At 60.2% G+C, this 22360-nt stretch carries 19 protein-coding genes; 13 read left to right on the top strand and 6 right to left on the bottom strand.

Annotated elements, in window-relative coordinates; all coding sequences use genetic code 11:
- Positions 1 to 52 precede the first annotated feature (52 nt).
- Positions 53 to 1009 (top strand): NADH:flavin oxidoreductase/NADH oxidase, encoded by a 957-nt coding sequence (locus N5C18_RS13590; protein ID WP_269213927.1) that lies wholly within the window; start codon positions 53 to 55, stop codon positions 1007 to 1009.
- 377 nt (positions 1010 to 1386) lie between these two features.
- On the opposite strand, the gene N5C18_RS13595 is transcribed toward N5C18_RS13590, so the two are convergent.
- The gene (locus N5C18_RS13595; protein WP_043033501.1) at positions 1387 to 1740 is read right to left on the bottom strand and encodes a hypothetical protein; all 354 of its coding nucleotides are present in this window, start codon (positions 1738 to 1740) and stop codon (positions 1387 to 1389) included.
- Between the two features lie 26 nt (positions 1741 to 1766).
- On the opposite strand from N5C18_RS13595, the gene N5C18_RS13600 reads away from it, so the two are divergent.
- Both N5C18_RS13600 and N5C18_RS13605 read left to right on the top strand, forming a co-directional pair.
- A complete protein-coding gene (locus tag N5C18_RS13600) occupies positions 1767 to 2102 on the top strand; it encodes a hypothetical protein (protein ID WP_043033500.1) in 336 nt (111 codons plus the stop codon).
- Between the two features lie 5 nt (positions 2103 to 2107).
- Positions 2108 to 2731, top strand: a complete 624-nt coding sequence (locus N5C18_RS13605; RefSeq protein ID WP_279945040.1) for a TetR/AcrR family transcriptional regulator — start codon at positions 2108 to 2110, stop codon at positions 2729 to 2731.
- Between the two features lie 590 nt (positions 2732 to 3321).
- Here N5C18_RS13605 and N5C18_RS13610 read toward each other — a convergent pair.
- From N5C18_RS13610 to N5C18_RS13620, 3 genes are all read right to left on the bottom strand, one after another.
- On the bottom strand, positions 3322 to 4350 hold the full coding sequence (locus N5C18_RS13610; RefSeq protein ID WP_049402763.1) for a hypothetical protein: 1029 nt from the start codon (positions 4348 to 4350) through the stop codon (positions 3322 to 3324).
- 234 nt (positions 4351 to 4584) lie between these two features.
- Positions 4585 to 5190, bottom strand: coding sequence for a hypothetical protein (locus tag N5C18_RS13615; protein WP_033836002.1), 606 nt, complete (start codon positions 5188 to 5190; stop codon positions 4585 to 4587).
- A 148-nt stretch (positions 5191 to 5338) separates the two neighbouring features.
- Positions 5339 to 6313: a DNA-binding protein gene (locus N5C18_RS13620; RefSeq protein WP_049402764.1), complete on the bottom strand. Its 975-nt coding sequence runs from the start codon at positions 6311 to 6313 to the stop codon at positions 5339 to 5341.
- Between the two features lie 104 nt (positions 6314 to 6417).
- Here N5C18_RS13620 and N5C18_RS13625 point away from each other — a divergent pair, with 104 nt between their 5' ends.
- Both N5C18_RS13625 and N5C18_RS13630 read left to right on the top strand, forming a co-directional pair.
- The gene (locus tag N5C18_RS13625; RefSeq protein ID WP_043033496.1) at positions 6418 to 7494 is read left to right on the top strand and encodes a site-specific integrase; all 1077 of its coding nucleotides are present in this window, start codon (positions 6418 to 6420) and stop codon (positions 7492 to 7494) included.
- A gap of 101 nt (positions 7495 to 7595) precedes the next feature.
- Positions 7596 to 9560, top strand: a complete 1965-nt coding sequence (locus N5C18_RS13630) for an AAA family ATPase (RefSeq protein WP_024956865.1) — start codon at positions 7596 to 7598, stop codon at positions 9558 to 9560.
- A gap of 168 nt (positions 9561 to 9728) precedes the next feature.
- Here N5C18_RS13630 and N5C18_RS13635 read toward each other — a convergent pair whose 3' ends face one another.
- Positions 9729 to 10430, bottom strand: coding sequence for an adenylate/guanylate cyclase domain-containing protein (locus N5C18_RS13635; RefSeq protein ID WP_197621874.1), 702 nt, complete (start codon positions 10428 to 10430; stop codon positions 9729 to 9731).
- 2 nt (positions 10431 to 10432) lie between these two features.
- Positions 10433 to 11353: a TIR domain-containing protein gene (locus N5C18_RS13640; protein WP_088428977.1), complete on the bottom strand. Its 921-nt coding sequence runs from the start codon at positions 11351 to 11353 to the stop codon at positions 10433 to 10435.
- Between the two features lie 133 nt (positions 11354 to 11486).
- On the opposite strand from N5C18_RS13640, the gene N5C18_RS13645 reads away from it, so the two are divergent.
- The 8 genes from N5C18_RS13645 (at position 11487) to N5C18_RS13680 (ending at position 21939) form a co-directional block, all read left to right on the top strand.
- The gene (locus N5C18_RS13645) at positions 11487 to 13019 is read left to right on the top strand and encodes an adenylate/guanylate cyclase domain-containing protein (RefSeq protein ID WP_071227354.1); all 1533 of its coding nucleotides are present in this window, start codon (positions 11487 to 11489) and stop codon (positions 13017 to 13019) included.
- 597 nt (positions 13020 to 13616) lie between these two features.
- Entirely contained in the window at positions 13617 to 14363 is a 747-nt protein-coding gene (locus N5C18_RS13650; RefSeq protein ID WP_128990601.1) for a Pycsar system effector family protein, read from the top strand.
- Between the two features lie 916 nt (positions 14364 to 15279).
- Positions 15280 to 15519, top strand: a complete 240-nt coding sequence (locus N5C18_RS13655) for a hypothetical protein (protein ID WP_126412177.1) — start codon at positions 15280 to 15282, stop codon at positions 15517 to 15519.
- A 720-nt stretch (positions 15520 to 16239) separates the two neighbouring features.
- Positions 16240 to 16563 (top strand): hypothetical protein, encoded by a 324-nt coding sequence (locus tag N5C18_RS13660; protein ID WP_024956858.1) that lies wholly within the window; start codon positions 16240 to 16242, stop codon positions 16561 to 16563.
- Between the two features lie 375 nt (positions 16564 to 16938).
- Positions 16939 to 17655, top strand: coding sequence for a hypothetical protein (locus N5C18_RS13665; protein WP_049401583.1), 717 nt, complete (start codon positions 16939 to 16941; stop codon positions 17653 to 17655).
- Positions 17648 to 19498 (top strand): hypothetical protein, encoded by a 1851-nt coding sequence (locus N5C18_RS13670; protein WP_024956856.1) that lies wholly within the window; start codon positions 17648 to 17650, stop codon positions 19496 to 19498. The genes N5C18_RS13665 and N5C18_RS13670 overlap by 8 nt, the downstream gene beginning before the upstream one ends.
- Before the next feature lie 22 nt (positions 19499 to 19520).
- Positions 19521 to 20567 carry an ATP-binding protein gene (locus N5C18_RS13675; RefSeq protein WP_072167141.1) on the top strand — a complete coding sequence of 349 codons (1047 nt, stop codon included), beginning with the start codon at positions 19521 to 19523 and terminating at the stop codon, positions 20565 to 20567.
- Positions 20568 to 21393: 826 nt separating this feature from the next.
- On the top strand, positions 21394 to 21939 hold the full coding sequence (locus N5C18_RS13680; protein WP_126412179.1) for a hypothetical protein: 546 nt from the start codon (positions 21394 to 21396) through the stop codon (positions 21937 to 21939).
- Positions 21940 to 22360: the final 421 nt, after the last annotated feature.

The raw sequence follows: 22360 nt of genomic DNA on the forward strand, positions 1-22360 counted from the left end.
GCCGGAGTAAATCCCCGTGCTTGCTCCTCTTGCTCTCCCCAAAGCCCCGTTTATGTCTGCCCTGTTTAGCCCATTCGAGCTCAAAGGTGTCACTCTTAAGAATCGTATCGCGGTGCCGCCCATGTGCCAGTACAGTGCGGAGGACGGCCGTATCAACGATTGGCATCTCAGCCACTATGCCGCGCTTGCGCGCGGAGGCGCTGGGCTCGTGATTGTCGAGGCTACCGCCGTGTCTCCGGAAGGACGCATCACCCCGGGATGTGCTGGCCTGTGGGGTGATGAGCAAATTCCAGGAATGGCAGCCATCGCTTCTGCCATCAAGCAAGGCGGTGCCGTAGCTGGCATCCAGATCGGCCACGCAGGGCGCAAGGCTAGTGCAAATCGGCCATGGCAAGGCGATGACCACATCGCAGCCGATGATCCCGCAGGATGGGCGATCCTTGGTCCCTCGCCGATCGCCTTTGGCGGCTCGCTCGATAGAGTTCCCAACGAGATGACGGTTGAGGACATTCATCGCGTTCAAGCGGATTTCGTCGCTGCAGCCAAGCGTGCGCTTGCTGCAGGATTTGAATGGCTGGAGCTTCACTTCGCTCATGGCTATCTGGCGCAGAGCTTCTTCAGCCCCGACAGCAACAAGCGGGAGGATCGCTACGGTGGCAGTGCGGAGAACAGAGCACGCTTCCTGCTGGAGACATTGGCGGCCGTCCGTAAGGTTTGGCCCGAGCATCTGCCGCTGACCGCGCGCTTTGGAGTTGTGGAGTACAACTCGCGCGATGGCCAAGCACTGGTCGACTCCATTGAGATTGGCAAAGAAATGCGAGAGTTGGGGCTTGATCTGCTCAACGTGAGCATTGGCTTCAGTGCTCTTGGTGGCCGCGTCCCATGGGGTACACAGGCGTTCCTGGCACCCCTTGCTGAGCGATTTGCTAATGAAACTGGGCTTCCGGTGGCCACAGGTTGGTGCATCGATGATCCACAGACTGCCGAGCGCGTTGTAGCGGACTGTTAGGTTGACCTAGTGATGATCGGGCGGGCCCACCTATCCAATCCGCACTATCCGTACCAAATGGCCATTGCGCTTGGCCAGGAGCTCCCAGCCAGCGTGCTACCCACGCCTTACAGCTATTGGCTGAGCAGATACAAAGGCCCGGGCAAGGCGTCGGCTCAATAGGAGCGAGCCAGCCCCCTCCTCCATCGAGCAATAGGGGCAAATGATCTGGCTCCCATCGAGAATCCCTAACGCCATTGCAAGCTGCTACCCCGCCTCAACACAGGCGGGGACAGGCACCATTAAAGTTGCTCCGCCTTGTCCGCCAGGGGTCACCGAAGCGGCTGCGTGAGCGAGACGGGATGGGAGGTCTGACTAGGCGCCGAAGAAGACTCGAGCTAGCGAGAGGCACTTGGCCGACGCTGCCTTGCCGGCATGCTCAAGCGCGAGCGCTCCGCCGCCGACAAGATGACCATCAGCACAAAGGGGTTGGCTACCTGAATCATGACTACGGACGTCTCTGAGATTGCACCTTGCAGCAGGAGAATCATCGGAATAGTGAGTAGGGCATGGAACAACACTCCCGCACCAACCAAAAGGGCTAGTGCTCGATAGCTCATACGACCCGCGCCAAAGGATGTGTAGATCATCCAAGCGCAGAGGGGGATGAAGATGATGATCGCAGTTAGCGTTCCCGCGCCGTAGCCGACCCCGAGAATCAGCGGGATCACGTGGAAGACAACGTTGATCATGATGATGCTGTAGATCGCATAGCCCCTTGAGCCAGGGCAAGGCTGGAAAGATTGAAGGCGGCGATCGCCTGCCCTGGGTGAAGACGCGTGGTGAGGACAACTACGCGATCTCAGAGCAAATCGGCTGGCAGGTCCATGTCTATGGACGAGCCAGTACTGAACTAAAGGGCTGGTGCGACAGCCGCGGCATGGCTCTTCGCGAGTTTACCTGGCACGAAGAACATGGCCGCGCTGGACGTCAGCAGGACGCTGTCTACGTTCTGCGGCCTGACACTTGGGTGGGATTGGCACAGCCAACGCAGTCCCTAGACGAGCTGCAGCGCTATTGGGATTCCCGCATGGGCAAGAGATTGAGCACGTGAGCGAGATGCAACCTAAGTGGAGTCGTCGCAAGGAGGCGCGGCCGCTCGAGATTGTAGACGCTGCGGTAGATGTTTTCCTTGAGAACGGCTTTGCTGCCGCAAAGCTCTCTGATATCGCGAAGCGCGCACGAGTCGCGAAGGGCACGATCTACCTCTACTTTGAAACCAAGGAAGAGCTGTTTCGAGCCGCAGCGCGCCAGTTGATCTCCACAAATCTGGAAGGCCTTGAGACGGCACAGGCGACCTTCGACGGGTCGATTGAGGAGCTAATCCCGACGCTCCTCCAGCGAGCGGTCTCATCAGGTGGCGATGCCCGCTTGTCTGCAGCATTGCGAATGGTGCTATCGGAGAGCCGAATGTTTCCTGAGCTTGCGAGGATCTGGCATGACGAAGTTGCATCTCGCATGATCCGGCTGGTGGCAAGCGCTGTCGAGCGGGCGCAGGCCAAGGGGACCGTCCGCGCCGGCGACTCAAATCTCATGGCCTTTTCAATCATGGCTCCGATCGTAATGGGTGTGCTGTTCCACGAGCTGTTCGGGATCTCGAGTCCGCATGCACCTGCGCTGGACAAACTTGCGTCCCAGCATGCTTCAATGATCCTTCATGGCATCACTGTGGATGCGATGTAAGCCGCCCTCACGGAGTTGTTAAGGGTTAGGCCACATCTATCCCTCCATGATTGAGATCAGTTGTCCTAGCCCTGCGACTTCGAGGGTGATCGTCTGCCGGCCAGAAGCAGATTCAGCGCGGCACAATCCTAGCCAGCGCATGCGCCCAAGGCATTGCTACTTGAAGGATGGGCAGCCATTGGCAAGCCACCAGCAGGCTACCGTCCTTCGTCGCCCCATGCGCACCGTCACGCAGTTCGAGCAGGGCATCCGGCCCGGGTTAGTCGTCCATCCCGCTGCAGACGATCAGGTCGAAACGACCCGTCGGCCACTCCTGCAGTTTCTGGGCGCAGGCCGCCGGAAGCGATAGAACGTTGAGTGTCGGTCCGAGGGCTGGCGCACCTCGTAGCCGCTGCCTCGATATCCCCCCCGAGAACCGCTGGCCGAACGCAAGCGTCAGCGCCTCCACGCTCAGCACCACGTTCCAGATCCTTCGTGGCCCCACTTGCCGCTTCGCTTCCTGCGTTACGACGGCCAGCGCAACGGCCCCGATGACCGCGGACTGGTACCGGAGTTCAGGCACCACTCGCCGAGCTCCCGCGCGCCTGCGATCAGACGAAGACCTCATCGAGCAGGTCCCGCAGCGCGCCGTTCAGCCTCGGGTCGCCCTGTCCCTGCAAGGACAGGTACAGCGACAACGGGTCCACGACGGTGCCCGCGCCACCCAGGCGGGTGGAGTACGCCCAATGCTGCACGTCTGCATAGCCCTCGCCGGCCACGGGAAACCATTCCGGCTCCGGATGCCGACGGAAGCAGTCTCGTCCGATCGCAGCGATCGGACGCGATGGCGCCGCCAGTTCGGTGAGAACGGACAGGCCGGTTTCTCCCGCAGCACGACAATGATCGGCCAGCAGCATGTCCAAGCCACTTTTGCCGATGCAAGTGGTGCGCAGCACCGGCGAGCGCAGCCGCGGCAGCGCGACCGCCCACAAGGAGCGGCGCGCTTTCAAGAACCGTAGCTTCGTCTCCCGCCCCTCGCGCTGGGCGCTGACGAGGTTAGCCGCCACCAGTTCACGGGCGACCCGCGAGGCAGTCATGCGTGAGTAGCCTGCCTCGCGCGCCAGGTCGAGCGGCACCCACGGGACGCTGCCAGGGATGCCGCGCTCCTCCAAGTCGGGCCGCAACAGGGCCGCGATCAGAACCGCTTGTGCCGGATGGCTCAACCGCTCCCCAGCGGATGTGAGCACCCTTGGAGACGAATCGCGCTCGCGTAAGCTCATCAGGAAGCTCGGAGCGAACAGTTGGCTACCAGGCACAACGAAATCCACCCGAGACTCGATGAGCTTGGAGCGAATGTAGGGCGAAACGCCGGAGAGCACGAGAATGACCCTCAAGCCGGCCTTTTCCGCCAATCGATGCACCTGCGCGATCAGCCGCAAAGGTGGCAACGGTTCCGTCTGCGCCGGGACGGTGGCCAGCAGCACCCTGTGGCCGAGCAGGTCAAGCTCGGCCAGGCCGAATAGGGTGGCGAGGAAGTGGGGTAAGCCGCGCGTCTTGGAGCTGGGCCAGGGCTCGAGCTCACCGACCATGTCGGGTAGTAGACCCTGAAGATAGCGGGCTGCGGCGTCGAGGTCGTTCATAGCAGCGAATGTAACGGAGGTTCTTTACCGTAACAAGGCGCGGTGACAGTGAAACTGCTCTGTTACAGTCCAGTGCACCAGGCCCCTGCTACATCGCCAGGCGAGTTCCCCCGTTCAGACGCCAGCTACTCCCTCCGACTCCGCACGATTTGCCGGATAGCCCTCGGCAGTGGATTACTAGAGAGAGGTTTGTGACTATTACCGCGTAGTTGTAACGAACAGCATTTGCATGGGCTATTCATTAGGCAGCACGATTGTGTCGTAGTTGAAGTCTCGAGGCCGCTGACCGGTTGCCTTGATTGCTTCTTCGACGGCTCTATCGAGCATGAGCAGGTACTTTTTAACGATCTCGCTCCCCCGCCCCTTTTTCATCTCTTCTTTTCTCAGAAAGAGTTCCTGGATCTCCTTAAGTGCACTCACAGCCGTTGCTGATTGCTGCAGCGCAATCGCCAAGGATCGGTTCGGCACGTCAACATAGTTGACTGAATCGAAAGCCTTATGAAGCTGGGTCAGATGCGCCAAGATCAGCCGGGGGCCGCCGAATCCTCCCTCGAACTGCGCCAGCATCAGTGTCGCTGGAAATCGCGCATAGGAAATCAGCTCTATGAGGGACTGTGTGACCTCCCGTCTCCTGACTCTGGCGTGCCAAAGGGGGATCAGTCCCGCGGCGATGATGGCTGCGATGCTGCCGATCGCTTGCACCCACGCCGGCCAGTCAAGCGCTAACGTGGCGGATTTGGGACTCGGCTTGCTCATGAGTGCCCAAGTCAAGACGGCTCCTGCGGCAAAGGTCATCACAGCGACCACCGCCCAATCTCTGTCAGTTCTTCCCTGCTTCATGGCGTTCCTCCTCCGGCGTGCTGGTTTCTACCGTTCGTACGGGGCCTGTCGCGCCGTGCTCTCGGGCGCGGTCGAGGATGAACTTTGGGGGGGGCGTGTACGTCCTCCAAGTCTTTCGGGGAAAGAAGCCTTGATCGAATGGATGGCCTCAAGTCTTAGATTTCCTGCTATTGGGTTCTTGTGTCGGCTCGCCCACTCTTCTGGGCGCGGTGCGGCGTGGCTTGCTTTGCCTGCTTGGCGTTGCCGTGTTCGCTCTCCCTTGTCGGAGTGCCTCGGTAACTTGCCGAGTGGTTTCCTTCAGTGACGTCAGCTGCGCCTCCAAGCCATCAGCCCGCGCGTTCACGCCTTCCAGTCGGCGCAATGCCTGTTGCTCGCGGTTGGCAGCAGCAATGGCTTGTTGCTCGCTCTCTCGCAATGAGGTGGCCAAGGCCATGCGCTCCCGCCCCCACTCCTGCTCGGCTGACCGCAACGCCTGGCGATGCCGGTCAACCTCCGTATGGGCACGATCCTCCACTGCCCTGACGTGCGCCTGGAGCGCCCTCCTCTCTTCTTCGTGAGCGGCCGCGGCCTCGCCCAGACTGCGGCGTACGGCATCCAGTTCCTGCTCGAGTCGCTCCGCCCGTCCATAGGCTCCATCGCGTTGGCGCAGCAGGTCTTGTACTTGTGCCGTCATCTGGGAGACCTGTGCCGCCAACTGCTCCGCGGTGGTGGCGGCGGCCTGAGTCTGGACCTGAGCCTCCCTTTCGCGCTTCTGGCTGGCCTCAATCGCCAGCGTCAGGGCCACCCGGTCCTCCTCCAGCAGGCGCTCGCGTTCCTCCAGTGCGTGCCTGGTCGACTCCAGCTGGGTCTGAGCGAGCTCGCCGGCATCCTGCAGCGCGGCCTGCCACAAACGCTGGCTCAGGTGAGCTACCCGCTCTGGGATGCCTGGAACCGCCGCCTCAATGGCGCGCTGGCGCAGGCGAAAGCCTACGGTCTGCCACCAGGTCTCCAGCCAACGCGTGACGGTGTTGGGCGAGCCGGTGCCCAAGTGGGCTCGGATTCGCTCGACGGTGGGACGTTCGCCGGCGGCGATGATGTCGTCCGCTGCCTGGTGCACATCCAGTTCGCTGATGCCCTTGGCCATTGGGTGTCCTTCTGCGGAACGGTGAGAATTGGCAGGCCATGTCTGATAAGGCATATTTATCAGATGTAGCTCAACCTAATCATAGTGCACAATACATAGTACATATGAATAATATCACTGCTGCGTCAGGGGAACTCGTTTCGGGGCTGGTTCCGGAGCGGCTGGCCACTTCCGCCGCAGAAGCGGTGCGAGACATCCTGCAGGAGGCCGAAGCGCCTAACACCATTCGCAGCTACGCCGGCGCCCTGCGCTATTGGGCGGGCTGGTTCGAAGGGCGCTATGGCAGGCCCATCGCCCTACCCGTCCCCCCGGCGGCAGTGGTTCAGTTCATCGTGGATCACATGGGGCGCTCAGGCGATTTGGGGCTTCGTTGGGATCTGCCTGCAGACTTGGATAGTGCCTTGGTGCATGCGGGCCTGAAGAAGAAGCCTGGGCCGCTGGCGTTCTCCAGCCTGGTCCACCGGGTGGCGGTCTTGTCGGCGGCCCACAAGCAGGCCCGCCAAGACAACCCTTGCGAGAATCGCGCCGTGAGGACCCTACTGTCCAAGGGGCGCAGGGCTTCTCACAAACGAGGCGAGCGCCCGGCCAAGAAGACCGCGCTGTCAGCCGCAGATCTGCGCGCAATGGCGGCCACCTGCGACACCTCGCTCAAGGGGAAGCGCGATCGCGCCCTGCTCTACTTTGCCTTTGCTAGCGGCGGGCGCCGCCGCAGCGAAGTCGCCGAGGCGACGGTGAATCACCTCACCCGACTGCCCGAAGGCGGCTACACCTATCGCTTGGATCACGGAAAAACCTTGCAGTCCGGGCCAGTGGTTGGCAGCAGCCCCGACAAGCCCATCCTGGGAGAGGCAGCCACCGCACTGCAGGACTGGCTGGACGTGGCCGAGATTACCGACGGCCCCCTGTTCCGGCGCGTCTGGCCACGGTCATTGGGCGGCGCGCTCAGCGGCAAGGCGGTCGCCGCCATCGTTAAGGACCGGGCGCGGTTGGCCGGTCTGGACGGGGACTTTGCCGGCCACAGCCTGCGCTCGGGCTTTGTTACCGAAGGTGCGCGGCGTGGGGTGGCCCTGCCGGCGCTGATGGCGATGACCGATCACCGCTCCGTGGCCAGCGTGATCGGATATTTCCAGCAGGGCGGCGTCGGCAGCAACCCCGCCGCGCGCCTGATGGATGAGGACTGAGCCTCCGGCCCGAGCGGCCAGCAGTGCGCGTTGAATGTGCCCCGCTCGGGCCCTATCCTGCACAAGACGCGCACCATCCACGGCAGGAATCAGGGGGCAGCATGAAGCTAGTCAAGGCACGGATCCGAAACTTCCGTTCTGCAGAGGATTCCGGAACGTTCGATGTCGGAGAGCTGACCTGCTTGGTCGGTAAGAACGAGGCGGGCAAGACTGCAATTCTGACGGCGTTGTTTGGTACCCGTCCCATCGCCGACCAGTTTGCTTACGACACGGTGCGCGATTACCCCCGCCGCTTCCTCACGCGGTATGAGGAACGCCACGACGACGAACCCGCACCGGTTGCCACCCTGACCTGGGAGCTCAGCCACGAAGACCAAAAGGCGGTCGCCGACGTCCTGGGTGCCGGCGCGTTAAGTAGTACGACCGTTGACGTAACGACAGATTACAGTGGCCACAGCACTTGGAGCATTCACGTCGATCCCAACGTGGTGCGCGCGTTTCTGCTCGACCAGCACGGTGTGGCAGGCGAAGAGCGGGAGAAGTTTTCCAAGATATTGCTGGATCGACTCGTGGTCGAGATAGATGCGCACCCCGAGCCGTCTGACCAATTGCAGGCGGTCAAGCGGTCCATCAGCGGCTTCCGCAAGGGGAAACCAGTGCTGGCGGCCATCGATATCCTGCAGAAAAGGATGCCGGCGTTCTTCTATACCTCTCACTTTGATCGCATGTCCGGGGAGATATCGCTGGACAAGCTGTCTCGTGACACCCAAAGCGGCGCGACGATCTCCCCGGGTGACCAGATTTTCCTCGACTTCCTCGAGTACGCCGGGACGTCGGTCAGCGAATTGCAGTCCAGCACACGCCTGGAAGAGCTCAACGCACGTTGCCAAGCCGCCTCCAATGAAATTACCGATGAGATCTTCGAGTTTTGGAGTCAGAACGACGCGCTCAGTGTAGAGATAGCGCTTGCCCAAGGCCTCTCCGAGGATCCCGCCCCCTTCAATAGCGGGACTGTTGCCAAAATCCGCATTCGGAATGACAACCACAAGGTTTCGGTGCCCCTGTCTGAGCGCAGCGCCGGATTCGTCTGGTTCTTCTCCTTCCTGTCGCAGTTCAAGCAGATGCGAAAGAGGAACCCCGGTGCGATCATCCTTCTGGATGAGCCTGGATTGACGCTACATGGAAAGGCGCAAGCTGATCTGCTCCGCTACATCATTGAGCGTCTACTCCCCGACCACCAGGTCATCTACAGCACCCACTCGCCCTTTATGGTGCCGGCCGATCGTCTTGCGGACGTTCGCGTCGTCGAGGACGTTGTCACCTACGACCAGCGTCGCCGCCCCACCGTTAAGGGCACACAGGTCTCCGCGGACGTCCTGAGCGTCGATCAGGACACGCTGTTCCCCCTTCAGGCCCATCTCGGTTACGAGGTTACCCAAAGCCTGTTTGTGGGAGCGCATACCCTGTTGGTCGAAGGACCTTCGGATGTGCTCTATCTTCAGGCGGCATCGCACGCGCTCAAGCAACGCAAGCGCCAAGGCTTGGACAGCCGGTGGGTGATCTGCCCCACAGGCGGCATAGACAAAGTGCAATCGTTCGCCTCGCTCTTCTCTGGCAAGGGCATCCACATGGTCGCCTTGTGTGACTACGGCAATGGCGATAAAGGCAAGGTGCAGCGGCTGAGGGAGTCTCAGATCATGAAGACTTCCGGCGTCTTGGTAGCCACGGATTTCACCGGAAAGGCGGAGAGCGACATTGAGGACTTCTTCGCACCCGCCGTCTTCGCCGACATCCTCAACGGTGCCTACGGTCTGAAGGGAAAAGGGCAAATTTCCGCCCGGCAGTTCAGCCAAGACGGTGCCCTGACGCGCCAGGTCAAACAGGCCGAAGCACTGTTTAATGTCATGGGGGCTTCCGTTCCGCCCCTGGATCATTTCACTCCCGCCAACTGGCTCATCCAGAATCAGCACGTGCTGGCCGCGGAAACTACGGCCATCAATGAAACGCTGGAGCGCTTTGAGAAGGCCTTCGCTGAGATCAATGCGGCGCTAGGGGCCGGTGCGTAGATGAACCTCTGCCAGAGCTCCGCAATGGCAGCGGGTTCCTCTCCCGGCGCGCACTCATCGGAGGGCAGGACTCGGCTGCCTGACTCCCGCGCCATGAAATCGGCCTCTAACAGTGCGCCCTTTCCCTGCCATGCTGGCCCTGCGAATGCCGGGTCCGCAGAGGGCGCTTTAGACGCGCCAAGCCCAGTCTGATCCGTGAATGCGGCGACCACCCTGCCGGTTCCAGCGGAACGCCTCCCACATCAGAGTCGGCGGCGTTCCACCGTACTTCAACTCATCAGCCAACCGGATGAACACCTCATCGGTAATCCAGGTTGACGGGGCAAGGTCCAGGTCCGTGAGCTTGGCCGCATGATTGGCCGCGCGTCCAACCCAGACGATGTCGTTGCCGCCTCGAATACCCGTGCGAGCAGCTCGGATTGGGCTGCTGTCGATTCCGACGACATGCCTCACGGTACCTGTCCAGTCGGGGTACTGCTTTTTCAACGCTGGCATGACGATCATCTTGACCGCATAGTTGATTTTCAACCCGGCCTTAGCCGCCGGCGTGGCTTGCCGGTCACCCACCCAGATGCCCATGACACGATCTCCGTCGTAGGAGGTGATCTTGCCGCCCTCTTTCCTGATGATCGTCGCTGCACAGTGCAGGAACGCTTTGTAGATCTCTGCACTCAACTGCCAGGCTTCGGTGTCGACCATATTCGTTGAGCCGTTCAGGTCCGCGTACAAAACAGTGGCACGATCAAACTCCACTGCGTCATTGCCCAATCGCAGATCTTCTGGATCGGGTACAACTTGACCTCTCCGTGTAGACCATCGGGTTTGTGCTATCGCCTGCACGGCGGCCGTCATCTCTTCCAGCAGTGCCACCGTCAGTCCCTCGGCCCAGCTTCGAGAATGCGGGAGCGAATTTGTTCGCATGCCGGTGCAATCAAAGCCCGGGCGTCCGGGCCAGGGGTGTATCGGTAGGGGACGGTCGTGAGCCCCGTGAGATCACTGGGAAGCTTCAGCTTGTCTTCGCGCGGCTCCATCAAGAAGGCGCGCCGACGCCCCAGGAATCCAATGAACATACCCAGTTCAAAGACGACGTTGTCGCGCATGACAGGCCACTCGTCACCGCGGCTGATGACCATGTCATCCGCGTGGGCCACGGCAATGGCAAAGTCTGCCTGTTCCAGCTGGCGCTCGAGCTCGTCAAGTGTGTAGTTGGCGGCGCGGAACACCCCGTGGTCCCATACCACCGTCAGGAACGGGTCGTGCTCGAAGTGCTGTACCAGCAACCGCGTGACAGGGAGCGCCTCCACCGACGACATCACAAAGACCCGGACCTGTCCGCGAGGTTGGGTAATCATGTGATTGCGCTCTTTTAGACGGCGCGAAAGGGTCGCGGCCAGCCGCCGCCAGATGACGGGGTGTGAATCCGCAATCCTGCTGAAATCGATTTCCGGCACCTTTAGCACTACGGTCGGCTCGCGTGCAGTAACAGTTGCCGCCCGCAGTTGCGCCGGTTCGATGGCTGCCATTTCGCCGACGTGGTCCCCAGCCCTTCGGGTATTAACCACTTTGCCGTTGACCAGCACGTCCACGGAGCCGGAGACAATGAAGAAAACGTCGGTCTCTGGGGCGCCCTGAGTGATAAAGGCCTGCCCTGTCCCCACGTCGAGCAATTCCCCGGCCTGTGCCAGCTGGGCTGCGGCCGCGTCCAAGCCGGCCAGCAGGCGGAACTCAGCCAAGGCGGCGATCAGTCGCCTGCCATCATCCGCCGCGAGGCGCTCGACGATCCCAGTCCCCATACTGCCCCCTTGAAAGTGTGAACTGGGTCCCAATATACGCCCAAAGGAGCTGGAATGAATCCGGCTGCCAGCCACGCCGTAGGCGACGCGACCCGCCCGGCCTGGCCTCCTCTTGGGCGCAGGGAGTAGCACGATGGGACACAGCTGGAAAAAAGATCGCACCAAGAAGCGCATTGCCACCCGTTACGCCGAAGTCCGCGACGTGGACATCCGCGATTACAAGCGGGAAACCTCGCTGGTGGATATTCCAGTCAATCGCGCCTATCGCGTCCAAGGGGCGCATGTCTACATCGACATCGTCAATCTGGCGGACATGCTTAGCTGCACTGACATCGAAGGCGAAACCTGCCACAAGCGGGCCCTTCGATTCCTGAATCAGCACTACCGCGCCGTCCATCGCATCCTCGTTGAAAGTGATGCCATCCGTGTGGACTTTCACAACCAGCGGCTGCATGCGGTTGTGACCAAGCCGTACGGCGATGCCAACGAACGCGCCCGGATCGAGCGCGCGGTTGCGATCGCCCAGCTCGCCATCGATGTGCTGGCTGAAACGGGCGACTCGGACGCGCACATCCCCAATGCCCAGGTTCGTGTCGGCATTGACAGCGGGATGGCGTTGGCCGTCAACAATGGTCGTCGCGCCAGCCGAGAACCTCTTTTCTTAGGCTCCCCAGCCAATCAGGCGGCCAAGTGTGCCGGGCATGGAGGGGCTGAAGGCATCTACCTGACGCACGGCGCACGTGCCGTGCTTGAACTGCCTACCTTGACCGGCAACAAGGACCGCACCACTTCGCTGACCGATGCTCAGATTTCCGCATGCGTCGAGGCCGCTGCACTCGGCATTTCCAAGTCGCGCATCATCGAACTCTGGAAAGATGAACAGGCCGAGCTCCCTATCGGCGAATTCAAGTTCAGTCGACCGACGCCTCCGCTTTCTGATCTGGACTTCTCCCTGCTCAGCGCGGCGAACTCAAGGCGATTTGATGGCGTTTCGATCTATGCCGACATTGACGGATTCACCGACTTCGTGGACAAGCACTTAGAGGAGGATCCCGAACATCTGGTTCGAACACTGCACGTATTGCGCTCTGAGCTGGATGCGGTCGTACACGAGGATTTTGGAGGGCGTCGTGTCCGTTTTATTGGCGACTGCCTTCATGGGGTGCTGCTGGAGGGCACGTCACAGACGACAGATGCGCAGGACACGGTCAGCACCGCTGCCCAGTGCGCGGGTGCATTGCGCAGCAGTTTCTCCACTGCCCTGGAGCAACTGAGCGCCGAAGGCGCGGAAGTGGCAGAGCTGGGATTGGCCATTGGCTTCGAACTTGGCCCCCTTGCCATTTCCCGCCTGGGCATGAAGGGGAGCCTTCCGCGGTGTGCCACGGGGCGAGCGGTGTTGGAATCTGAAGCCCAACAACGACTCTGCGACGGTGTGGAGACGGCCATTGGTGAAAATGCCTACAAGGCCGCCAGCGCCGCGATACGGACCGTCTTTACCGACAAGCGAAAGGCGGCGAACCTAGACTATGCCGCAGCGGTGGAGGAACTCGCCGCATCCGGGGACCGCGTGGCGAAGGCAACACTGGAGGCACACTACGCTGAAGTGGCACCCGCAGTGGCTCCTGCGCTCGCGCAGCCGATCCGTCCTCATGTGGCCGCGACGTGACGCCAAGGCCTTTGGAGCTGCTGCAGCGCGTGGCACCGGACTACGGTGCCACGTTGATCGTAGACCCTGTCGGGGGGCTGGTTGGGATCACAGTGGTTCGGGCCGGCGGAGCCGAGTACGCATTTAGATTGCTCGTCTCCGTTGCAGGCGAGCACGTCTCAGTGCGCGAGATCGCCGACCCCGGCATGCTGCCGGGGTTCTGTCCCGATCGGCATATCAACGGTGACCGTAGCTTCTGCCTCGGCTGGGGAGAAGACAATCCGAGCCGGATCCAAGACGAAGCAGCAGCGAGGCATTGGTGGGCCACGGTCTACCAGTACCTGACCTACCAGATCGGCGCGAACGCCCGCCGGGTCTTTCCTGGAGCGGAGAACGGCCGCGCGCACGGTCGTGCTGCGCAGCATCAGGCCAATGCTGAGCAGGCAGCCGAACGACTGGGTCCGGCATTCAAGGCAGATGTGCTCGCGGGGCAGTTCATGGTCCGCAAGGATTCGCGCCCTCAGAAGCGGAGGCTCGAGCTCTGGCACGGCAAACTACTCCTTGCTCGGGTGTCGACGCGCACTGAAACCTTGGTCGGGAGACCCCCAGTCTGCCCATGTGGCCGCGATCCTGACGGTGCGATCACTGCATGTGGCGACCACGCTGCGGCCCTGGTCACTTTCATCTTGGAACAGCACCGATGTGCGCTGGCCGACACAGCTTTCCTTGAGGATTGTGCGGCTGCAGGAGCGCGCTGCTGCGGAACGCTGGACATCTGCGGTCTTCGATCTGCCATCAAACGAACACAAACCGTATCCCTCAAGACAGAGAACTCACCCCGTGCAAGAACCTCAAAATTCTGGCGGCCACCCGCCAAATCAAAGCGACCGCGTTAGTGCCGCTTGGCAGCAGCTGAATTTGGTCTTGGGCTTCTTCTCCCGTGTAGACACAAAACTCTCGGTCGGCCTGGGTATCAACCTGGGCATGCTTGCCATGATCGCGACGCGGCTGCCGAAACTTGATGAACTAACGGCCCTGATCTCGGTTGTGGGCGTTTTGTTCCTTACACCGCTTACTGTTAGCTTCTGGCACCTGTGGTACGGATATTTTCCGGAACTGCGAGGCGGGTCAAATTCGCTCATCTTCTTTGAACGGGTGTCGAGCATGGCCGAGCACGAGTTCTTGCAGAAGTGCGCGGAGCGTACGCTGATGGAGTTCGAGGAAGACCTCCTGGGTCAATGTTGGCGCAATTCCAAGATTCTCTCGTCAAAATTCAGCTGTTTGAAGTACGCGTACATTGCCACTGTTCTGGCAATCGCCCCATGGATGGCACTCATCGTTGTGCTGCCTCCGCCGGCAAAGTGACACACAAGTGGCTTCTGCTCATCCAGTTGTTGAGCCGGAGCCCCGGGCAGCGCTGACAGGGCCGGGCCTTCCGGCCCAAGTCGGCCCAAGGTGAGAAACGGTGCTGGCCATTGCCGGAGTTTGGCCATCGGCTATCACACGCACGTCGCAGTTAGCTCCCTTTCGGAAGGGGATGCCAGCCTAGACGTGCAGCAAACTCACGACGATAGACGGTGTCAATCTGGGGCGGGGCTCGCCGGACGTACTCTTCTGCGAGCGTCGCAGTTTGCCCTGAGAGGCTTGCGAGGTAGGCAACTGCTTCTTCCACTGATGGGACGCGTTGATTTTCCCCGTTGAACTTCGGTGGCAGCGCCGTCCATAGCACAGTGGTAATCCCGCGAGCAGCGGCCCAGTCAGCGAGCCCAGGAATACTCGCCGGTGCTGGACAGCCATGTGTCCAGACCCCCAAGTGTCGCTCCATGTTCTTTGAGGGAATGGCTTCCCGCTCACGCAAGGCTCGCTTGGCGTCGCCCTCGTCGTCGGTACCAGCCTCAACCCAGAAGGAGGTGACAGCAGACGCGGCCGCATGCATGACCAACGTAAGCCGTCCATTGCCGGATTGCCTTAAAAACTCTACGCAAACCGTTGGCCCGTCTGCCAGCCACTGTCCACGAACCGGTAGACCGTCGGGTTGCCATACCAGCGACCCCCAACCAAGATAGGCAATCATCTTGAGCCTCTACTCGACTGCGACAGCCGTGCCGCCCACCACAAGCGGCTCATTTCGTAATCGGTCGAGCCTTTAGTCTCTGCGCTCACCATCCTGGATGCCTCCTCGTCTCAACAAGACTCTGTATTGATAGCGCTACCGCGCCATCTGCCGCGATGTTGCGCTGCAGGGTCCGACGCCGGGCGAGAAGAAGCGCAAAGACGGAGCATGCTGCTGATTGCGGACTACCCGCAAGAGCGGGTGACGCATGCCTGGGAGATAGTCGAACCCGCTGTCTTCAAGCTCAAGTACGAGGCGGGAGAGAACCTCATGCTGCAGGAGCAAGCGGCGTCGCGACGATGCAATCCGAACACCCCGGCACCCTGTGAAAGGAAGCACGAAATGGCTGAAGTACCAGAACAGCTCTTCGGCAATAAGCTGGATGGGACTATCCTGCCCCACCAGTAGCAGGCAATCGTGCAGTGCACGCCCCAAGGCAAAGCAGTCATGCCGTCTGCCCTGCTCATGGGCGACCCTCAACATCACCACTAGTGCCGCCAGGCTATCCAGAGTGCCCAGCCCGCACAAGCCCTCGGTGATCTCTCGTAACCGACGGTCTCGGCGGACAAACATGCCGGCTCGCAAGCTCGCTCCGCTGAACACTTCCAGTTGCACAGGTGCACTGAGCGACATGAGTATTGATTCTCCACAACCGCCAAGTGCCTCGTGGACATTCAGAGCGGCCCAGACCGGTGAACATAGAACCATGCGGGAGCCGGGATAGCGCGCCTCGGCTGCTGCCTGCGTCGCCTGGGACGGGACGTGTTCCGCATGGGCATATTTCACCCACACATTGGAGTGGCAGCCGGGACGCTCCGGGGATATCGACTGTCCGAGCGCGTATGCGCTGGATAGGCCCATTCGGCTTCGCAAGCATTCAAACCACAATCCGACACTGAGTGATCGCAGGCAGTACGGCACGGCTCGGTTGGCGGGAAGTATGCTCGTGCTTGCACGCATGCGGGCAAGTCGCGCCTCGCCGTAAAAGGGTATCTCTTTGAGCGCCATGGCCGTGCCCCTCCCCATTCACCTTTGATGGGTAACGAAACGCGAGTTTGTTACTCCTTCCACCATCCGTATTAGAGGGGCAGAATCAGGAGGACACAAGCGACGGGGTGTGACCACGCCATGACGGAGCGGACCAACGAATCAATCCTGGCCCCGGAACGCCGTGAGATCGAAAGAGAATTGACCTTTCATTTCGGGCCTCTCATCGGCTATGAAAACTTGCCGCGAGCTCTTGGCTATCGCTCCAGCCACGCGCTCCGCCAAGCAGAGGCACGCGGAACCTTGCCCGTGAAGATATTCAAAGTGCCCGGCCGCCGCGGCAAATTTGCCTTTGCGATGGACATCGCCGACTGGATGGTTGGGCTGAGGGCCGCAATCAGTCCGCCGGCAGTATCTGGCACCCCGCAAGATGAAGCGGCTGCTCTGAAGCCCAACCAGGAATGACGCCCCACAACCCAAACTCAAGGGGCCGGGCTTGTAGCGTTTCAAGAACAGACTCAAGACGTCCCCGAAGATGCGCTCGCCGAGCGCCGAGGAGAGTACCAAGAGCCGGAAACTAACATCTCCGAACCCTGGAAATGACTTGCCCCCGTTGGCGCGGGGGCAAGTGACATCTGTTGGAGCAGATGGTGGTGAAACTCAGCCTGTACCCTGAGGCTCACCCTTTTCCTTGACAAAGTCAAGCGACTTCCCGTTCGCGCGGAGGGGTGCGCCCATTTCCTCCCCATCTCATATGGCGGAGGCGAACCTGAATGGGCACCTTGTTCCAATCTCGAGACCGGGCAGACGTTCGCAAGCCGACGGCTGAGGAGCAGGATGATGACCGCAGGAAAAAGCGCGACCGCCAAACCGACGGACGAAGACCGCCGTGAGGGGCATCTGCCCCATTCCCCTCTCGAGCTAGCACGCGGCAAGCGCGACCGCCGCGAAATCTTTGTATTTCAGTCCCCGAAGAATGGGCGGACCGTAACGGTGGCCGACCTGGTCAACTTTTGCCAGGCGCTGATGCTCGAATTTGACCCCCAGGTGGAGATGTATGTTGAGAGGCCGCGTCGAATCACGGTAGGCGAGAAGCGCGACCTTGAGTTGAGCTTCTGGGTCGGGCGGAGGGATGGCACCCAGCACTACCAGTTTGTAATCCCTACAAAACGGGTGGCTTCACTGAGCGTTGGCTTAGTCAAGCTTCCCGCAGATGACGAGCTCATCCACATGGCCTTGAATCAAGGGCTCGTATTGCGACTTGTCCACGAAAACTCTCTGGCATCTCGCGCCAGCGAGGTCGCTGTTGCCTACGAACTACTTCCGCTTGTCTGGGCCAATGCAAAGATCGCGGGGGCCAGGCAGTTGGAAGTGAGGATTGAGGACATGCTCCAGAACGTTGAGCGCCTCACCATGAGCGCATTACAACTGCAGACGGGCCAGGCCCGGTTCGCAGTGGCTTGCGCAGTGGCAAGCCTCGTCTACACCGGCCGCGTACAACTCGTGGACTATCGCCCAGGGGATCCGGATGCCCTCGTGGAGGTGCGTCATGGCTAGGTACGAAATCTATGATCAGGCGACACTCGACGAGTGGTACTCCCCACATCCGGTTGATATTGCACCAGATCATCTCTCCAAGTTCCGCGTGGCCAAGGAAGCACTCACCGCCTTGCTTCTGGGCCGTTCCACCATCACCGCTATATCCCGGAGATATGGAATCTGCCACAAACGCCTGAAGCGCATGGCAATGAAAGCGCCCACGATAGCCCACGATGGCATGCCGCACGGATTTCGCGTATGCATTCCATGGGGCAGTTACTCGACTGAGCTTTCCTTCGAACCCGCGGAATTGCCGCTGGTTCCAGGAAGATTTGCGTGGCACAAAGTCTCCGAAGCTGTGCCGAGTGTTAAAGCCTTGATCGATGGCTTTGCAACCCATCTGCCGCCGGGCCGCCCTCCAAGCGCGTTCGTAAAATTGCACCAACGAGTCCTTGCGGAGCTGAAGCAGCACAACCTGGAGGACAAATTCCCCCTGAACGATCCTGGCAAGGGGAAGCGCTCGCTGCTTGCTTTGCTCAAGCGGCGGCAGTCGGCAGTAGCCGACGTGGACCTTTATGAACCTCAATCGGCATCGAACGCTCCTGTCGCTTTGGAGCAAGCAGTACGGATGGGCCTGTTCGCCAGAACGGAGTTTGACGCGCACCAAATCGATGTTGAATGCAAGATCTCCATCGATATGCCCAATGGCGCGCGTGTTACGCGCAAAGTGTCACGGCTATGGCTTCTCATCGAAATAGAGACTGAATCCAGGGCGGTAACGGGATGGCTTCTCTGTGTCGGCCAGAGCTATGACAATCTTGATGTAGCGCTCTGCTTGTCCAAGTCAATGGAACCCTGGGCTCCCAGGGACCTGACGATCCCGGACCTCTTCTACGCACCTGGCGCTGGAATGCCCGTCTATCAGGCAGCAACGCCGATAGTCACGCGCTCGGCCGCTGTCGCACTGGACAACTTCCTTGCGCACTCGGCCCATGCACTCGAAGCAGCATTCTGCAGGGCTCGGGGAGGTGTGATGATCTTCGGAAAGTCGCACACACCGCGCTCACGACCCATTGTAGAGCAATTCTTCTCGCGCTTGGAACGTGGTGCGCTGCGTAAGATCCCCGGCGGTTTTGAGCCCGCCAAACGGCTGGGGGAAAACAAGATCAGGATCAGCAACTTCTCTCCGGATGCCCATCCCATCCAGATGCACCTTCTCGAGGAGCTCCTGGACGTCATCATAGCCAACTACAACGCGACGCCTCACTCCGCACTCGGACAGATGACGCCGCTAGCGTATCTCACGAATCGCAAAGAGTCAGCGTTTGCGTTTGCGCCGGAAACCTGTGGCCTGGATGCTGCAGATATGGCTTCGACAATCGTAAGCCTGCCCGTAAAAGGCAACAAGGATAATGGGGAGTTGCCCCATGTCACCTACTTGTATGCGGACTACCGATCCCCTTCCCTTAACGATAAATGGGGACTGATTGGCACCAGGATTCTTGCGCGCGTGAATAGGCGCGATCTTCGTTCAATCGTGCTACTTCAAAGTGCCACCGTGCCATTCGGAGTGGCTACCGCGCGAGCGCCTTGGTCGCGCGCGCCGCATGACGAGAGGACGCGAAGGATCATCTGTCGTTGGTCCAAACAGCGCAGTGATTTCTCAATCGCTGGCGTGGAGTGTGCAATTGAAGCCTTCATAGCGCATCTTCGATCTACTGCAGACACGTCCCAACCCGCAGTCGACCAACTTGCGCGCTTGCAGCAGTTGCACTTCGGCCGTCTGCCCGACATTCGGTCCCAGCCAGCTCACATCCCGGTAAGAGTCCCCCGGGGAGGCAAGGTGAATCTTGATGACTAGATCGGACCTTGCGGAGGCCATCATGGCCGTCCGTCGCCTTGACCCCGACCATCCACTTTTCATTGAGTCTGGCTACCGTATCAACACGAAGCCTGTCGAACGCATGGCGGATTTCGTTCTGTACAACATTCAGCAGGGTCATCATGGGTGCTCTCTTTACTCAGAGAGCGGGGTTGGCAAATCCACGGCGCAAGACTATCTAGTCGAAACCGACTGGCGCTGGCTCGTGGAGGACGGACGCCGCGCAGGTGTGGCCAGGGCAATCGTCGCAACCTCAGATGCATGCAGGAGCCCGCTGAGCTTCTGGCACGCGCTTTCACATCAACTGGGAATGCCGCGCTGGTCATCGGCCAGGCCTCACGAGCTGAGGGCACGAATACACAATCACATGCGCGCCGCGTGTGGGCACGCCGACGTACGCAGGTACGTATTGTTCATCGACAGTGCTCAACGGCTCACCAATCTTGAGTTTCAGTGCTTAGAAGATCTTGATAACTTGATGAGCAAGGACAGGCTTACTCTCTTTTTGGTCTTTGTGTACCAAAGTGACCAGCAGGGCATCGAGCTTGGCGACATGTGGCAGCACCATCCGTCACATGTTGTTCGCCGGTGGTTTCTGGACTCAGCCCCATTTCTTCCTCTTGCGGCGCGAGATGAGGTCAGGCATGCCCTGTCGCGCTACGACGGCGCAGCATGGTGGCCGACAGAGGACATGCCATTTTCTAGATACTTCGCCACCGACGCATTTGATCGCGGATGGCGGCTGGAATCTGAAACGGAGATGATTTGCGATGCTGTGTCCGCCCTCCGGAGGGAGGTGGGACTTCCCGAACATAGTGGCTGGCCGATGTGCTCCTTCACATCGACCGTGCGGAATCTGCTAACGAACGCTTGGTTTCAGCAGAGTTTCGAACGCTTCACTCCATCTGACGTCCGTGCTGCGCTTGTGCATGTCGGGTACCTGCGAACCGAGTTCATTCGCATGCGCGAGAAGATGTCCGACAAGGCAATCGCCATCATTGAGAAGATACAGAATACGGCAAACCAGGTAGGGGGAAGCAATGAATAGCTCTCGCGCCGTAAATCCTTCTACGCCTCGGATTGTCGGCGCAGAGCATGAGTTCTATCCATACATATCGGGCTACGGCGTGCTGCAGCGGATCGTTGCACTGGGCATGCCAACAAGTGAGCAACTCATGATCATGGGGGTGAGGCGTAAGACTGGGCGCTCCATGCTCCGCCCTTTGCTTCTGCCGGGCCGGGTGCAGGATACTTTTGCGTCAGCCATCGAAGTCCGTGACGTCACAACGAAGAATCTATGGAATCCGGCCGCGTGGCTTCCAGTTCAATCACTTCGACTTCTCGCGGGTAGTGAGCTTCCATATATGCGGTGCCCCGCATGCGCACTTCACGGCTACCATTGTTCACTATTTCTCCTTCCTTCCATCTCTGCGTGCCCTTGGCATGGCGAGAAGCTCATCAGCCACTGCGAGGCATGCGGAAGGACGCTGGGCACCAGTTTTGACCACTCCGGTGGTCTCGGGACTTGTACTTGTGGATTTCAGCCAATCGACGCCCACACAGCGCTACTGGACGTCAGGCAATTTCCCGCTCGTGAAGTGTCGCAGTGGGTGGATGACTACCTTCATTGGGCATCACGCCAGCGGGCAGGCCGAGTGATTCACTTCCCCAGTGATGCGCAAAGCTGGCCTTCAGCTCTGGCGCGCCTGATTGATAGAACGACTCCTATGCCGCCCGTCCACCAGGACGATGGCAATGCTCACGTAAGGTATGAGGCTTTCCAGCCATCCGCTGACGATCCGGAGCCAGGGGCGTTCTGGGGCTGGGCAATGATTGGCGGCAACTCGGGCCTCATGTGCGCTCCGCTCCCATTGATGGCCTACGATGCTTTGACGCGGGCCACTGCAGCGGCATGCGCCAGGGTCGGACTTGAAGGCCTATCTGTCCTGAGCTTCCGCTCAACGCACTACGACACCCAAGGACCCACTGAGGTAGAGCGGCACGAGTCGTTCCTAGCTCCCTATGGTGTTTCTGCCAGCGGCGCGACTTGGCTCAATCTCTCGGTTGTCGACCCGATGGTAACGTTAGCGTGCGGCACAGCGCTGGAGCTGGCCGCTGCGGCCTTTGGTATCGCGAACGACAAGCCGGATAGGTCCCCTTCCGTAATCGTCGCTTCGGTATTGGACAGCATTAAGGGAAGATCCGCCTTGGTCGACGCGCTTGTGTGGGTTCTGGCAACCGCTTATGAGGAAGGCTTGGCGTTGACGCTTGCAAGGGTGTTCAAGCTGAATCCGAAGGATGTACTGCCTTCAGGTGGGTATCCGGTCATCGAGCTTCAGGGTTCCGCCCGTTCCTTGAGAGAAGTCCGGGTCGCCTGGGTGACACCTCGAAAAACAGCTAGAATCCAGCAGAAATCCTAAGGCAGGCAGTTCTTAGCAATTTTTGCCATCATTGGGGCAACGGCACTGTCTCGTGCCGGACTGCGAACGGCAGTAGCCTTCATGCGAGTACGCAACACAAGGGGAGGCTTTGCCGCCGCGTGGGCTAATTGGCAATTCTAATGAACCCCCGGCAGTCGTGGGCGTGTTTTATGGGCTTCCGGAACTGTTGGGCGTTATTTATGTACTTCTGGAAATGCCGGGCGTCTTTGGTGAACTTCCGGGAATATCGGGCATCTTTGGTGGACTTCCGGAAATATCGGGCATCTTTGGTGGACGGAAGCTGCCAGGAAGAGGCTAAGCTCACCCCATCCATATCTTCTAAAATCAATGCGTTAGAGGCCGGGCGTTTTCGGTGCGGCAGACAGCCCCCGCTGCAGCAGACATTCGCCCCGATTGCTAC

The sequence above is a fragment of the Stenotrophomonas sp. GD03930 genome, assembly GCF_029839665.1.
GTDB classification, from domain to species: Bacteria; Pseudomonadota; Gammaproteobacteria; order Xanthomonadales; family Xanthomonadaceae; genus Stenotrophomonas; species Stenotrophomonas forensis.